The following is a 15,807-nucleotide window of genomic DNA, read 5'->3' as shown; positions in this document are numbered from 1 at the left end:
GTAACAAGCGTATCTACCGTCATAAAGTCTTTGAAAGAATGGCAACCCGAGGCAAAAGCAGCATGGGCTGGTTCTATGGCTTTAAGCTGCACGCCATTATCAATCATAAGGGCGAGCTTGTATCTGTTAAAGTCACTGCGGGTAATATCGATGACAGAGTGCCTGTTAAGGATATGGCAACGTCTGTGTTTGGCAAGGTGTTTGGGGATAGAGGCTATATCAGTAAAGCACTAAACGAGTGGCTCACAAAACACAGTGATACCATGTTGATCACCAAACTTCGGCGTAATATGAAACTCCAATTGCTTGAGCCTATAGATGAGGCACTACTCAATCATCGCTCTTTGATTGAAACGGTGTTTGGAGAGCTTAAAAGCTTGTGCCAAATCGAACACTCACGCCATCGTAGTGTCACGGGTTTTATCACAAACTTGCTGTCAGGTTTGATTGCTTATTGCTGGTTTCCGTATAAACCCACCATCAAAAACATGCCTCAGCAGGGACAGGTAGCCACATTGTAAATAGTATCAATGAGTTACAATGTGGCTTATCCCGAACTGGGGTTATTTAATAAAAAAAGTCAGCCCGTCTACTGTAAATAGACGGGCTGATTGCTTATAGATTACTAACAGTCTTACAAGTGGAGCTGCAATGAATTAAGCATGCGGCGTGATAGCAGGCATCAAATCATGAAAAGTACGACCAGAAGCAGTTTCGCCAATGGCATGCATTTTCCACTCGTTATTATGACGATAGACTTTTGCCATAATCATCGCTGTATGGCCACCTTGCGCTGATAAATTGTAGCGGGCGACTTCCTGATTGTTATTGGCATTAACGATGCGGCAAAAAGCATTTTCTACGGTTTCAAACGTCTGACCAGTAAAGCTATTAACGGTAAATACTAACGATACTACGTTTGCTGGCACTTTTGATAAATCAACATTGATAACTTCGTCGTCGCCATCGCCGTCACCTGTGCGGTTGTCGCCCGTATGGACGATGCTGCCATCTTTTGATTTTAGCTGACTGAACCAAATCGCATCGACCGCTTGTTTATTGGCATCAAACATAATGCATGAAGCATCTAAATCGATCGAGTCGCCGCCCGTACCGCCGCCGAATAACTTGCCTAAGAAGCCGCCTTTTTTCTCTTGCTGGCCTTGGAAAACATCCCAGCCTAAACCCAATTTTACTTGCGTAAGCTCGCCGCCAGCTTCTTTGCTGAGGGAAATTTTTTGACCCTTTTGTAGACTAACTGCCATGGTAAAATCCTTATAATAATTGTGAGGGGATTAATGAATTTTTAGTGCTTATTTTTAATGCTTCATTTCTGCGCTGTTTTAGTGCTTCATTCCTGCGCTGTTTTATAGCTATCAATCTGGAATATAACTTTAATGATAAAATGCAACTTCAATTACAAAATATTATCTAAAAAACCACCGCTGCCACCGCGACCGCCTGAGCTGGTACCTAAGATGCTTTGTAACCAGCCTTGATAGCTGTCACGATTGCGCGAGCAGATGATGACTTTGCCTGTTCCTGAGAAGTTTAAAACCATGCCTTCACCACTGGTGACCGAATTGATAATATTGCTCATGATGCCTTTTTTCTTGCTGGTCGATACCGAAAGCTTATAATCAAGGTTTGAATCCCAGCAGACCACGTGGCCATTATCAATGATGACGTCTTTATCAGGCGTCACATCAATCTCAAATAGCGAACCAAAACCAGAAACGACAACTTGGCCTTGACCTTGGGTTTGCATCACCATAAAGCCGCCGGTATCACCAAAGACCGCGCCGCCGAGGTTACGCTGGATATTGGCTCTGATATCGACGCCAGTTTGTGCGGCAACGAACGCGCCATCGCTCAAGGTATATTGCTGCGCGCCGCAATCGATGATTTGCATATCGCCATCAAGCGTCGGTGCTAGCAGACAATCACCTTCACCATTGACGGCTTCAATCTGCTGTTGGAATAAGGATTCATCGTTGGCAAAGCGGCGCATCAGTGATTGCATAAGACCGCCTTGTAGCTTACCTTTAAGCTCAAGGTTCGACTCCATCATCACCATGGCATTGGCTTCACAATAAATCGAATCGCCTTTTTTTAAGTTACAATGCAAAAAAGGTTCAATGGTGCCGATTAAGCTAAACGTCGCTGCCATAAGCTGCAAATCCTTATTCTAATGTCTTAAATGTTTTTTTATAAAAATGAGCGTTTCAATTTAACTGGGTCAATTACATTTAAAGCCATCAAATGCTATGAATAGGCACACTTGATGGCTTATTAACTATCGCAATCAAATAGTCGATTGCGATAGTGGTTTCGGTAGTCGTCTTACAAACATCTTATAGAGCGTTAAACGTTAACGCCATAAGAAGAGGCTAATGGGCCTAGACCACCACTAAAGCCTTGACCAACAGCGCGGAATTTCCAGTCGCCGTTATGACGATATAACTCACCAAAAATCATCGCCGTCTCAGTGCTACCATCTTCTGATAGGTCATAACGGGCGATTTCGGCTTGACCATTATCATTGACCACACGGATATAAGCGTCGCCGACTTGACCAAAGTTTTGGTTACGCGCTTGACCTTCATAAATGATGGCGCAGATAGCGACTTTGCTGACGTCAGCTGGGATGCTGGCAAGGTTGATTTTGATTTTCTCATCATCACCGTCGCCTTCGCCCGTACGGTTGTCACCTGTGTGCTCAACCGCGCCGTTGTCCGACTTTAGATTGTTAAAGAAAATAAAATCTTGGTCATTACGCACTTTGCCTGCTTCGTTTACCAAAAAGGCAATGGCGTCTAAGTCAAATTCTTGACCGTCAGTAGCGCGTGGATCCCAGCCAAGACCAACGGTAATGTTGGTTAAGCCTGGGGCTTCTTTTGATAAGTTTACGTTGCCGCCTTTTGTTAAGCTAATAGCCATATAAATATCCTTTGGATTAATAATTAAGTGGATTTGATTTTATAAAATAAAAATAGGGCAGTCATGCTATTTGGATGTAAGTATTTCAGCGTAAAAAGGTCAATAAATCGACCTGTACGCCATAACCTGCCTATCATTACGTTTTACTATACTAAGCGTTTGCTTACTAAGCAAGGCGTATTTTGTGTGCCTATCTGACAGTTATATTTTTGCTTATATAAGAGGATGTTACGAGCATGTCTGACCTATTTTAGCTATTTATCTTATTATCATTTATAATAGCGCGCTCAGGTTCCCTCCACCCTGACTCAAAAAAAGGCCTCCTTTATGAATACCTGTACCATTTCGACCAATCCCGCTTCATCCATTCGTTACAGCCGTGCTTTATTTTGGCTTGTCAGCCTGCATATCTTTATCATCGCCATTAGTAATTATTTAGTGCAAATACCGGTCGGGCTATTTGGCTTTATTACGACATGGGGGGCCGTTACTTTTCCTTTTATCTTTTTGATTACAGATTTGACCGTACGCATCTTTGGTCAACATCTCGCTAGACGCATTATTTTCTTTGCCATGCTGCCAGCGCTCGCCATTTCTTACTATTTTTCGGTGGTATTTGCTGATGGACAGTTCGTCGGTCATGAGCATCTGCTCGATTTTAATTTATTTGTCTTTCGCATTGTCCTCGCCAGCTTTAGTGCTTACGTCATTGGACAGCTGTTAGATATCAAAGTCTTTAATAAGTTACGCCAGCTTAAAACGTGGTGGATTGCACCCCTGGCATCGACGTTTATTGGCAATCTGGTCGATAGCTTCTGCTTTTTTGCCATCGCTTTTTATAAAAGCCCAGATGCTTTTATGGCGACGCACTGGGTTGAGATTGGCGCGATGGACTATCTGTTTAAGATAGTGATGGGCGTGCTTATCTTTTTACCTTTATATGGTGTGATATTGGCAAAATTGCAAAAGATGCTCGCTGATAAGTAGCGCAAAAATTAATAGCCTAAGCTAATCCCTGCTCACAACTCTATTCTTCACAATTACTATAAAAAACAGGTCATAACCAATAATGGTGATGACCTGTGATTTAATAATCTGAATAAGTCTAAGTATTACGTCGACAATTATTGCGTTATTCAAGCGCTTGGTGTTTACGATAATTGAGTGACGCGACAAACGCCCAACCAATAAAGGCAATACCAATCAGACCAGTGATAATCTCTGGTACATGGAATTTCACCGACAATAGCATAATGATGGCTAGCGCGCCGATGGCATAATGCGCGCCATGTTCGAGATAGACAAACTCATCAAGCGTGCCTTTATCGACTAAGAAAATAGTCATCGAACGTACGAACATCGCACCGATTGCTAGACCCAGCATAATCACGATAACGTCATTGGTAATCGCAAAGGCGCCAATCACGCCATCGAAGCTGAATGAGGCATCAAGGACTTCTAGGTATAAGAAGCCGATAATACCACCTTTCATAATCGCACTCGTTGCTGCGCCTGAGCCAGCTTCAGCGTTTTCTAAGTCTTCTTCAAGGTCGCCTTCTAGCATACCTGAAACCACTTGGACGCCAAGGTATATTAAGATACCCCAAACGCCTGCAATCAATACCGCGGCTGACTGCTCAGGGTTGGCAAATGATACCGCAATCATCAACACGATAAGCGCGACAAACACACTCATGGCATCGACTTTGCCCAGTTTGACCAAGCGGCTCTCAAGCCAATCAAACCAATGTACTTCTTTATCATCAAAGATAAAGTTTAAGAACACGAGTAATAAGAAGATACCACCAAAGGCTGAGATTTCAGCATGGTGCGCCAATAATCTGGCTGAGTATTCTTTAGGATCGTTTAAGGCCAAATCGACCACTTGCATAACGCCAAGGTCAGCCGTCACTGCTACGATAACGATTGGGAATACCAAGCGCATCCCAAAGACAGCAACTAAAATACCAACGGTTAAAAATATCTTTTTCCAAAACTCGTCCCAGCCTTTGAGGACTGAGGCGTTGACCACCGCATTATCAAAGGATAATGAAATCTCCATGACGGCCAAAATAGCGGTAATAGATAAGGTGGTTATCATACCGCCTATACCGCCGTGTGAATATCCCCACCATGCCGCGACTGCTAGGGCAATAATGGTGAAGATAAAGTCTAAATAAAAATGTCTCATGACATATCCTGTCTGGTTGCATAAAGCTAAAGTCGGTCTATTATAAACACAAACCACAAAAAAAGTGGTTATCGCTAACCACTTTTTTGCCTAATTTTAAACGAAACTTAAAGCATTTCCAGTCTTTTAGCTAGGAATAATTGTGACTATTTTGCAACCATATTTTACTGGCAGAATGGCAAGCGATAGCGCTGCCATATTGCTCTAAGTTTCGGCGGTGTTTATGTCTAGGCATTGTTTTTAGTATGGGCTAAGTTGTTGGCAGAGGTTAATATCGAGTTAGATATTGACGCCATACTGATGACACATGGCTTGTAAGCCGCCTGAATAGCCTTGACCAACGGCGCGGAATTTCCACTCACCGTTATGACGATAAACTTCGCCAAACACCATTGCCGTTTCAACAGAGTAATCTTCTGCTAAGTCAAAACGTACTACTTCCGTGCCTGTTTCTTCGTTGACCACACGGATAAAGGCGTTGGCGACTTGACCAAAGTTTTGGCTACGAGCAGCAGCATCATGAATTGTGACCGTAACGACGATTTTATCGACATCAGCAGGTACTTGGGTCAGGTTTACTTTGACGACTTCATCATCGCCGTCGCCTTCGCCCGTGCGGTTATCGCCGGTATGTTCGATTGCACCATTGTCAGATTTTAGCTGGTTGTAAAAAATAAAGTCATGATCGCCGCGTACTTTACCAGCGGTATTTAGCAAAAACACGCTGGCATCAAGGTCGAACTCAGCGCCAGAGGTTGCGCGCTCATCCCAACCAAGACCGATAAGTAGCTTGGTTAAATTTGGGTCAGTTTTGGTGAGCGATAAATTACCGCCTTTATTTAATGATAAAGCCATGAGATTATCCTTGTTATTAGAGTGATTAAGGGTTTGATAGTTTGGTTATATCAATCAAAACGCTAGCAAAAGTGGGATTAAAGCGGTTATAAATCTGTCGCTTAACGGTTGCTAGTAACGTTCTATCATAGCAACAAAAAATGACCCAATCAAAGCTGATTGGGTCATAGTTATGTGTACGCTAAGACGGACTGGAAAAGACAAGGTTTAAATGCTGCTTTTATATTTAACCAAGCAGCTCTAGCGATGGCGAATCTCAAAACTTTGATGAATCGGCTTTTTGATATTAAAATCAAAACCTATCGTTTGTGGCGTGATATCGATAATGTCATAGCGTTCGGTTAATTGCTCATCAAGCTCAAAGCGCGTGAAGTTGTTGGAAAAATATAACACGCCATCAGAGGTTAAGCGGTTCATCGCACGATTAATAAGAGCAGCATGGTCACGCTGGACATCAAAGGTACCTTGGAACTTTTTCGAGTTTGAAAAAGTTGGCGGATCGATAAAGATAATATCAAATTGTTCCGTATTACCTTTAATCCATTCAAAAATATCAGCGGCGACGAATTGATATTTATTGCTGCTGACATTTAAACCATTTAAAGCAAAGTTTTGCTTGCCCCAATCAAGATAGTTTTGCGATAAGTCAACGCTGGTGACTTTTTTCGCGCCAGCCAATGCCGCGTGGACGCTCGCCGTGCAAGTATAAGCAAATAAGTTCAGCACCGATTTGCCGCGGCTATTGTCTTTGATACGGGCGCGCATATTGCGATGGTCAATAAACAAGCCCGTATCGAGGTAATCGGTAAAATTGACATACAAATAGGCGCCATTTTCGCGCGCAACATAAAATTTACCGCGTTTTTCGCTATTGCCTTGCTTGCTATATTGGTCATTGCCCGATTGGCGTGCCCGAGTTTTGATAAAAACTTGTTCGCGGTTAATATTGAGCACTTCGCGAATGCCCATCAAGGCCAAATTAAAACGTTTTTTTGCGGTCTCTACCGGAATGGTCTTTGGCGGCGCATATTCTTGCACGTGTACGTAATCGCCATACAAATCAATCGCCACTTTAAAGTCAGGCAAGTCAGCGTCGTATACGCGAATATTGCTGACATTGTCTTTACTAGCCAGCCTTTTAAGTTTGCCCAGATTTTTTTGCAAGCGGTTAATAAAGTCTTGGCCTTCTTCCACGGCAATCTCGCGCTTCTCAAAGCGCCTAATGAGGCTGCCTGTTTGCCCAGCAATCAAGGTACCGTAGCGGAAATAAACCGTGATTGCCCCATTATGGCAGCGCAAAGTTTTTGGCTCTTTAATGGGCAAGATATCAACCTGTTCGACATTGGCTGCCAAGATACCAAGCATCGGATTGACGCCACTACCCGCAAAGCTGTCTTGCAAAATAAGCCCAAGCGCTTGATATAATGGCTTAATCATATCTTCATCGCCCAAGCGCTCACCGTAAGGTGGGTTGGTAATGACCAAAGGATTGCTTAAGCGGCCATTATCGGCTAATGGCTTTAAAACGTGGCTGAGCTGATTAAGGGCGCGCGTTTCAAGGTCAAGTAGCGGTAATAAATCCTGCAAGCCTGCGGCAATCAAGTTCTTTTCTGTCGCCAAAATCGCGCCACTATCGGCATCGAAGCCCAAAACGAGCGGCAATGTATCAGGTTGTTCGTTGATAATCTCTAAAGCTTCACGAAAACGCGTCTGCGCATCGTCAATCATCTGTTGCCATAGCGCTTCATCATGATGTTGCCATTGATAAAAGCCAAATTGATTGGCCGCTTTATCGATACCGACAGCATAATCGCAGTGCATGAGTAGCGCTTCAATGATGAAAGTACCAGAGCCGCACATCGGGTCGATTAGGGCATTATAAAAAGGGGCATTACCGGCATCATTTTTCTTATGCCAACCCGCGCTATAAAGTAGCGCCGCTGCCAAGTTTTCTTTTAGCGGCGCTTCAGTCATGGCAACGCGGTAGCCACGGCGGTGCAAACTGGTACCTGATAAATCTAAATACAGCTCAGCCTGCTTGTCATTGACCGTCGCAAATACTGAAAAATCTGGGTTTTTACTATCGACATTCGGACGGCTGTCATAGATTTCGTTAAAGGTATCGGCAATCGCATCTTTGATACGCAGCATGGCAAATTGCTGACTGACGGCAACGCGCTTATCGACAGACAGACGAATGGCAAACGTCTGCTCTAAGCTAAATTGCTCGGTCCAATTGACCGATTTTGCCAAGCCATACAGCTGTTCTGCCACATCGTATTCAGTATTGATATTTTTACGTTTAATCAGCATCAATACCCGCGAGGCCACCCGCGACCATAAACAGATGGTATATAGGTCGCGCAAGCTACCGGTGACCGCTAAGCGTCCCGTACTTTTGATTTCGCTTGCAATGCCAAAGCTGCTTAGCTCAATTTGTAGCGGTGCTTCAAGCCCATCGGCACAAGTAATAATAAGGTCAAGCGACAACTCGGCTGCAGCGGTTGATAAGGAGTTGGGCGTGGTGGTTTCGGTCATACGGTTACCTGTGGGCTAAATTGATAAATAATGCACCTCAAAACCCTGATGTTTAAAATCTTGAGGCTTAAAATTATGAGGTTTAACTGGCAATTTTACCATAATTACGAAGTGGATAGTTTAAAGTGGCAGTGTTTATGGTGAAGTGTTTAAAAGCTACATTGAAAAAATGATGACTTACTGGGTTTTGAAATTATCGAGCCGTTATTCAGCATCTTGTTTTAATGAGTTGTCTTCAGTAATCAGTTTGGTCGTGGTTGCAAAGGGCTTGGTGTCGATAGGAGAATCAACGTTTTTTGGCATTAGCAGGCGCATATGCGGGTAGGGGGTTGAGATATTTGCCTCATCAAAGGCGCGTTTGATATTTTCCGTCAAGGCCTCTTTAATCTTTGGCATACGCGCTACGGCGGCGGGCTTAACCCAAAAACGGATAACAAAAAACACCCCATATTCGCCAATCTCGTCTACCGTCGCTGAGGTTTCAGGGCGTTTTAGCACTACTTCACTATCAGACAGCACTTGTAAAATGACCTCGCGCGCTTTATCCACATCGTCTTCAAAAGCGATGCGCATACGAATATCGAAACGAATAAAGTTTTTTGAGGTCAAATTGGTGACCACTGATGAGGCGACATTGGAGTTGGGGATGATGACGGTGATATTATCGCGGGTCAAAATATGGGTCGTGCGTAACGCGATGACCACAACCCGCCCTTCATTATCATTGATATTGACCCAGTCACCGACTTGAAAGGACTGCTCAAGTAAAATGGTAATGCCGGCGATAAAGTTAGCAAGCGTCGATTGGGCGGCAAAACCCACGGCAATACCGGCAATCCCTAGACCTGCTACCAAAGATACGATATCAAAGCCAAATTGTGCCATAACGCTGGCAAGTCCGAAGACTAGTAATAGCACTGATAAAATATTTTTGAGCAGCTGCTCAATAGAGGCGTTTAGACCATAGTGCTGTAAAACCTTATGTATAATTTGTCCAGATGACGCCCATAACACATAGTAAATTCCCGCCCACGTACTGGCTTTGGCCGTGGCTTTGACCGTATCTGGTTCAAAGCTTAGCTGACTCATAATGGCAATCAAGCTGCTGACTATCCAAATATAGCGTAATACCGAGCGGGCGATTTTGGAGCGGCGTTCATTGAGACCAATGCGGCTTTTGCTTTTTTTGATAAGATAGATGGCAAGCCAATAAAAAAACCCCAATACCGCCAGCAGTATTAGGATTTTGATGGCTGTGCTCACCAGTTCTACTGATTTAGAAGTCCAGTCGAGTGAGTCTTCTTCGATGGAGCCGCCGATAGCAATATATAGGCTGGTATGTAGGTCGCGAACAATCTCTCGAAAGAAGTCAGTAATACCAGCGATTGCCATTGTTTTATCCATGCAAAGTTTGGGTCTACATCAAATGAATCGTAAAAAGAGCTTATACTAAGATAATTCAGCTATAAAATCATCTAATAATAAAGTTTTAACGCTAGATTTCTAAGGAACAATCAGCGTAAACCGCGCAGCTCATTCTCAATCTGAGCCTAGCTGCGCGTAATAGCTTAGACCATATTAACGTTAATTTTAATAAAAATGGTTTTATCAGTCGATTAAAAAGTCCCTTCTTGAGTATCGTGATACTGATAAGGGATTTTCATCATACGCTGCACGTTGCGTAACGCCGTACGTAGACCTTCTAGTATCGTCGGATGATAAAAAGGCGTGTCGAGCATGTCCTTTATACTCATATCATTGGTAATCGCCATCGCCAATATATGACCGATATATTCAGCATCAGGGGCAACCATACTTGCGCCCAAAATTCTATCTGTCTTTTTGCACCCATAAATGTGCAGTAGGCCGCAATTGACACCCATCACACGGCTACGACCTTGATTGTCAAAGCTGGCTTTTCCAATCACATATTCAAGCTCTGGATCGGCTTGTATTTCAGGTAGCGACATGCCGACGTTAACGATTTGTGGTGAGCAAAAGACGATAGAAAACGGCGCGGCAGTTGGGCGGATATATGCATCGCTATTGTTGTTACAGACCATACTACCCGCACTAAAACCTTCATCACTGGCAACGTGTAATAAAGGCAGGTTGGCATTGGCGTCACCGACGATATAAACTTCTAAATTGCCAATTTTACCCGTTTTTTTATCGAGCTGCTTTGGACGATTTTTGTCATCAAGCTCAACACCTACGTTTTCAACGCCTAGGGCCGCGATATTATTGCGTCGACCCGTAGCGACCAATACATACTCACCCTGCCACTGCCGCGTCTCACCAGCGCTGTCTTCGTAATCGATAAAAGCCGCTGAGCCTTCGTTATCTGCTGCTTGCTGACCGACATCGTTAATCTTGCTGCCCAAATGCATGGTCAGCTCACGACTTAAGCAATCAATGGCTTTATTACTGATATCATCATCTTTTAAACCAGCGACGCGTTTGTCACGATTAAAAAGCGTGACCTCGACGCCCAAACGCGTAAAGGCTTGTGCAAGCTCCAAGCCGATAGCACCTGCGCCGACGACGGCTAGTGACTTTGGTAAATCAGCCAGCTCAAAGACAGTGTCAGAAGTCAATAAGGTTTTGCCGAGTTTATCCGCCCAGTTATCGGGGATAAACGGTTTACTACCAGTCGCCACGATAATTTTATCAGCTTCGATAAGTTCGTCATTGACTTCAATGAGACCTTGTTTATTGATATAAGCGCGCCCCGCTATTTTTGTCTCATCAGGCCAGCTTTCCACTTGCTTTTGCACGTAATTGGCAAAATGATTGCGTTCAGCGCGTACCCGCTCCATCACTTGTTTGCCATCTATTTGAGCGGTAGCATGAATACCAAACTCGCAAGAATGGTTGGTATCATGGGCACGGTCGGCAGCAGCGATGAGAAGTTTACTCGGCATACAACCGACGGCGATACAAGTCGTTGCCCAATAGCCGTCATTAATGATTAGCACATCATCTTTTAGTTTTCTGGCTTGGCGAAAGGCATTTTGACCGGCGGTACCAGCGCCGATAACCGCCACCGATACCTTGCGCGTCGCTTCTTTATCAGTGTTATTATCGGCGGTGCTGTCAGTCTGTTGGTTCATATTACTCACAAATTAAAAAAATTTTTATCGTAGTCGATAGAGATAAATAAAACTGCCAAATAATCATAAAAACTATTAGGGCGCAAGCGTGGTAAGTAAGCGTTCGGTATAGCCGGCTGCGCGTAAATTGCGCTGTGCATGAGTAAGTATGCCATCTTTGTTAAAGACAAAGGCTGAGCGTACAACGCCTAAGCTGACTTTGCCATACATATTTTTTTCTTTAATCACATCAAAATATTGGCATAATTTCTCATCACTGTCGCTAATCAGGGGAATGTGCAGATTGTATTTAGCGATGAATTTTTCGTGAGACTCAACGCTATCGCGCGACACACCGATGATATCGTAGCCCAATTCATCAAACGCATTGATATGAGTAGTAAATTCTGTCGCTTGCGTGGTACAGCCGGGAGTGTTGTCTTTTGGATAAAAATATAAGATAAGTCCCTTATCGGTATGGGCAACCAGCTCTTTTAGGCTGATATCGTCATGAATAAAATTGCCGTCTAGCTCGCGCACGATAGTGACCGGAAAATCGGGCAGGGCAAGGTTCTCTGTAGTGGGCTTAGCCATTATAAAATCCTTATTAGTTTCGGTTATGCATATATTATAGTAGGTGGTCTTATTATAGGCAGATTGGCAGAAATAAATACTCCGTTTTACACATCACTTATTCATTCGCAACAAAAAAGACTGGCAATGGCCAGTCTTTTGTATTTTGTAGCAAGTATTTTCTTAAGCCGCTTAGGCAGGTTTTTGTGGCTGTTTTAGGTCCAAGCCCACGGTGCATTGTTGCAGGTCTTTTTGCATTTTTTTCACGTAAGGGAGACCTGACGGGTCTTTTTTGCTTTTTGCATAGCTCTCGATTTCCCACATTTGACCGATGGTCATATTGCTGCGGACACCGATGGTGCAGTTGCAAAGCTTGGTGGCATCGCTTTTATTAGCGACTTTATATTTGACCGCGCCATTGACACAGGTATTGATATTGTCTTGTTTGATATCGGCCGCGTTTGCTTGTGGTAAGGCAAACAGCGCAGCAAGAGCTAGGGGTAATACAGGCAAAAACTTCATAAACATCCTCTACGGGTCGTGTCAATTTCTCAGATTTTATATAAAAATCTTGGTATTGTTATGTGGTCACAGGTTTTATGGCTTATATAAGTGATGATAAAAGTATAGGTAACTATAAAAGCCTTTTTTATCTATGTTACTCATTATGCTGTCGTAAACCAGCAGTACGTGCTGCTTGTGACTGACATAGTCGCTCATACCATAGCAAGTAAATCGTCTAAAATACAACGCTAGCGTGCTGTGTTAATGCAAGCAAATGTTGCGCAAATGTTTAATAAGCCATTATGCTAAGATAATAATAGTGGCATTTTCAAGTAGTTAACAGAATATTTCCAAAGGTTTATTAAGACTCATTAGACTGGTAACGCGTCGGATCAGAAACCCCAGCTTGGGCAAATCCTTGGCGACGTAGGACGCAGCTGTCGCAAATACCGCAAGCAAGACCATTGGCATCTGCCTGATAACAAGAAATCGTCTGCCCATAATCGACCCCGAGCGCTAAACCAAGCTCAATGGTTTTGGCTTTGGATAAATGCTGCAACGGCGTTTGAATGGATAAATGATGACCAGTAACGCTGGCTTTGGTGGCGAGGTTTGCCATGTGTTCGAAGGCGGCGATATATTCTGGACGACAATCAGGGTAGCCTGAATAGTCGACCGAACTGACACCGATGACGATATGATTAGCATCAGTGACTTCAGCGACTGCCAAGGCATAAGATAAAAATATGGTATTACGCGCCGGCACATAGGTGTTTGGAATGGCATTATTATCAACGTTATCAACGTTATCTATATTATTGACATCACTGCCATCGCGATTGTTACTCGGAAATTTATCAGTATCGCCATCAGGGACAGCCATGCTGTGGTCGGTGAGTGATGAGCCACCAAGCTGGGCGATATCGATATCAATAATGCGATGGTTAACATTGGCAGTCTTTGCAATGGCCTTGGCAGCGACAAGCTCGCTATTGTGGCGTTGACCATAGTTAAAACTGACCGCCGTTACAGACGCATAGCGCGCCTTTGCCCAATACAAACACGTCACGGAATCAAGCCCGCCTGATAGCAGCACCACGGCATTTTGGCTTTTATGTAGTGTTGCTAAATCAGCATTGTCTTTGAGACTGGGAAAGGAGGTCTGCGCAGTTATTTGAGTCATAGTATTGTCTATTGTTGGTTTAAGAAATTTGAAAAATTTGAGTTTCTGAGAAATGGCTATTTTAACTAAGGTGGCATTATTACATAACTTTGAAGATATGTTTAATTGCGCATAAGTTGCGATAAAAAGTCGCACAAAAAGCCACTAATTTTGTGCGACTTTTCAATCTGTTAGCAAAATTTGTTATAATCGCTGCTTTTAAAGCCAGCCTGTTAAAGTTACGGCTGCTTATTTTTACCGTAACGTCAACTTTGTAAAGATATTGAGTACCTTATGACCGTAGCGACCTTGTTTACGCCTAAAATCCCTTCCCAGTTTGATGCAGCAACTAGCGATACGATTTCTGCAGATGCCGATTCTACCAATACTGGCTGGGATAGTGATGCTGAAGATACTGATAGCATAGATGACGACGGTGCTGACGAAGCCATGAGTAACGATAATACCGCTGAGCAAGCATCTTCTACGCACATTTTACCGACTGAAACGGCAGAATTTCGCAAGCTACAAAAAAAGCTACGTCGCCAAGTATCATGGGCGATTCGCGATTTTAATATGATTGAAGACGGCGATGTGGTCATGGTTTGCGTTTCAGGCGGTAAAGACAGCTATACGTTGCTCGATATCTTATTGCTGCTCAAACGCATTGCCCCGATTAGCTTTGATATCGTTGCGGTAAATCTTGATCAAAAGCAGCCCGGTTATCCCGAAGATATTTTGCCCGCTTATTTGAATGAGCAAGGTATTGCCCATTATATTTTAGAAAAAGATACCTATAGTATCGTCAAAAGCGTGGTGCCAGAAGGTAAAACGTACTGCTCGGCCTGCTCCCGCCTGCGTCGCGGTTCGCTATATGGTTTTGCCAAACAAATCGGTGCTACCAAAATCGCCCTTGGTCATCACCGCGATGATATGCTCGCGACGTTCTTTTTAAACTTATTCCACGGCGGCGCGCTGAAATCCATGCCGCCAAAACTGCTAAGCGATGATAAGCAAAACTTACTGATTCGTCCGCTTGCTTACGTTGAAGAAAAAGACATCATTGAATACGCACGTTTAAAAGAATTTCCGATTATTCCGTGTAATCTATGCGGCAGTCAAACCAATCTGCAACGAGCAATTATCAATGACATGCTACGCGAATGGGATAACGCCCATCCGCAGCGTTTGGCGTCTATTTTTAAAGCCATGCAAAACGTCGCGCCGTCACAATTAGCCGATCGAGAGTTGTTTGACTTTGAAACTTTAAACATAGAGCGCGATGACAATGAGCGCTTATTTGAAGGCGATAGTATCCAAGCAGGGCAGACCGACAGTTTGGCTGAGATTGGTTTACCAGTAGCGCCAAAAACTCAAGTTTTTAATCCGAAGTTTGCCAGTCATCACAACCACGACCACGACCATGATCAGCAGGCAGAAAGCACCGATAGCATGGCAAAAACTAGCCGTACCACGCAAAAAATCCCCACGATTAATCCGGTGATTTAAATCATATAGACAGCTATAGTCAAAATATCCTAAAAACGCGACGATATCAGCAGTGCGTGATGTATCGATATTACTTTTTACTCACTATGTTTTTATAAAATTACCACCAAAAAAACCAGCGCATTATTCACTAATGGCTGGTTTTTTTGTATTTAACCCCAGTTCGGGATAAGGGCTCAAAAAAAGATAAAAAAAGAAGTCCAAAGTTGCTAAAGTAAGTTTACTAAGACCACTTAAGCAAAAAGGACTTCTTACATGGACAACCTAACCGAGCTATACTGCCATATTGACGACTTTTATCAGCAATTCAAACCTGAGTTTGAGGCTCACTTAATCGCAACGGGCCGTCAACGGCTAAGAGCATGCAAGATAAGTGTATCAGAGATGATGACCATCTTGGTACTGTTTCATCAACTGCGGTATCGACAGTTTAAGTCTTTTTA

General features: G+C 43.5%; 14 protein-coding genes and 1 pseudogene. 4 read left to right on the top strand and 11 right to left on the bottom strand.

Translation table 11 applies throughout. The annotated features are described in order from the left end of the window. Positions 1-521 (top strand): IS982 family transposase (locus A7325_RS10830; protein ID WP_156508541.1); only part of this gene is annotated, 521 nt, incomplete at its 5' end. Between the two features lie 135 nt (positions 522-656). On the opposite strand, the gene A7325_RS10825 is transcribed toward A7325_RS10830, so the two are convergent. The 3 genes from A7325_RS10825 to A7325_RS10815 form a co-directional block, all read right to left on the bottom strand. Continuing rightward, positions 657-1,265: a TerD family protein gene (locus A7325_RS10825; protein ID WP_068408075.1), complete on the bottom strand. Its 609-nt coding sequence runs from the start codon at positions 1,263-1,265 to the stop codon at positions 657-659. A 152-nt stretch (positions 1,266-1,417) separates the two neighbouring features. Then, entirely contained in the window at positions 1,418-2,170 is a 753-nt protein-coding gene (locus A7325_RS10820; RefSeq protein WP_068408074.1) for a TIGR00266 family protein, read from the bottom strand. 194 nt (positions 2,171-2,364) lie between these two features. Beyond that, a complete protein-coding gene (locus A7325_RS10815; RefSeq protein ID WP_068408073.1) occupies positions 2,365-2,940 on the bottom strand; it encodes a TerD family protein in 576 nt (191 codons plus the stop codon). A gap of 327 nt (positions 2,941-3,267) precedes the next feature. Between A7325_RS10815 and A7325_RS10810 the strand changes: the two genes are divergently transcribed. Beyond that, a complete protein-coding gene (locus A7325_RS10810) occupies positions 3,268-3,927 on the top strand; it encodes a 7-cyano-7-deazaguanine/7-aminomethyl-7-deazaguanine transporter (protein ID WP_068408071.1) in 660 nt (219 codons plus the stop codon). A gap of 145 nt (positions 3,928-4,072) precedes the next feature. Here A7325_RS10810 and A7325_RS10805 read toward each other — a convergent pair whose 3' ends face one another. From A7325_RS10805 to queC, 8 genes are all read right to left on the bottom strand, one after another. After that, positions 4,073-5,131: a DUF475 domain-containing protein gene (locus A7325_RS10805; RefSeq protein WP_068408069.1), complete on the bottom strand. Its 1,059-nt coding sequence runs from the start codon at positions 5,129-5,131 to the stop codon at positions 4,073-4,075. 279 nt (positions 5,132-5,410) lie between these two features. Then, entirely contained in the window at positions 5,411-5,986 is a 576-nt protein-coding gene (locus A7325_RS10800; RefSeq protein ID WP_068408067.1) for a TerD family protein, read from the bottom strand. Positions 5,987-6,226: 240 nt separating this feature from the next. Beyond that, entirely contained in the window at positions 6,227-8,524 is a 2,298-nt protein-coding gene (gene rlmKL / locus A7325_RS10795) for a bifunctional 23S rRNA (guanine(2069)-N(7))-methyltransferase RlmK/23S rRNA (guanine(2445)-N(2))-methyltransferase RlmL (protein WP_068408065.1), read from the bottom strand. A gap of 204 nt (positions 8,525-8,728) precedes the next feature. Continuing rightward, positions 8,729-9,916: a mechanosensitive ion channel family protein gene (locus tag A7325_RS10790; RefSeq protein ID WP_227514999.1), complete on the bottom strand. Its 1,188-nt coding sequence runs from the start codon at positions 9,914-9,916 to the stop codon at positions 8,729-8,731. A 224-nt stretch (positions 9,917-10,140) separates the two neighbouring features. Continuing rightward, positions 10,141-11,637, bottom strand: coding sequence for a dihydrolipoyl dehydrogenase (locus tag A7325_RS10785; RefSeq protein WP_068408061.1), 1,497 nt, complete (start codon positions 11,635-11,637; stop codon positions 10,141-10,143). Between the two features lie 75 nt (positions 11,638-11,712). Further along, complete coding sequence (locus A7325_RS10780; RefSeq protein ID WP_068408059.1) at positions 11,713-12,210, bottom strand: peroxiredoxin; 498 nt, start codon at positions 12,208-12,210, stop codon at positions 11,713-11,715. A 171-nt stretch (positions 12,211-12,381) separates the two neighbouring features. Beyond that, positions 12,382-12,711, bottom strand: coding sequence for a hypothetical protein (locus A7325_RS10775; RefSeq protein ID WP_068408057.1), 330 nt, complete (start codon positions 12,709-12,711; stop codon positions 12,382-12,384). A gap of 343 nt (positions 12,712-13,054) precedes the next feature. Next, positions 13,055-13,876 carry a 7-cyano-7-deazaguanine synthase QueC gene (queC, locus tag A7325_RS10770; RefSeq protein WP_068408055.1) on the bottom strand — a complete coding sequence of 274 codons (822 nt, stop codon included), beginning with the start codon at positions 13,874-13,876 and terminating at the stop codon, positions 13,055-13,057. A gap of 429 nt (positions 13,877-14,305) precedes the next feature. Here queC and ttcA point away from each other — a divergent pair, with 429 nt between their 5' ends. Both ttcA and A7325_RS10760 read left to right on the top strand, forming a co-directional pair. Continuing rightward, on the top strand, positions 14,306-15,364 hold the full coding sequence (gene ttcA / locus A7325_RS10765) for a tRNA 2-thiocytidine(32) synthetase TtcA (protein ID WP_369811316.1): 1,059 nt from the start codon (positions 14,306-14,308) through the stop codon (positions 15,362-15,364). Between the two features lie 255 nt (positions 15,365-15,619). Continuing rightward, positions 15,620-15,807: pseudogene (locus A7325_RS10760) on the top strand (IS982 family transposase); the annotation flags it as partial.

The organism is Psychrobacter sp. SHUES1 (assembly GCF_001652315.1).
GTDB classification, from domain to species: Bacteria; Pseudomonadota; Gammaproteobacteria; order Pseudomonadales; family Moraxellaceae; genus Psychrobacter; species Psychrobacter faecalis.
This window is presented reverse-complemented; position numbering and strand designations above follow the sequence as displayed.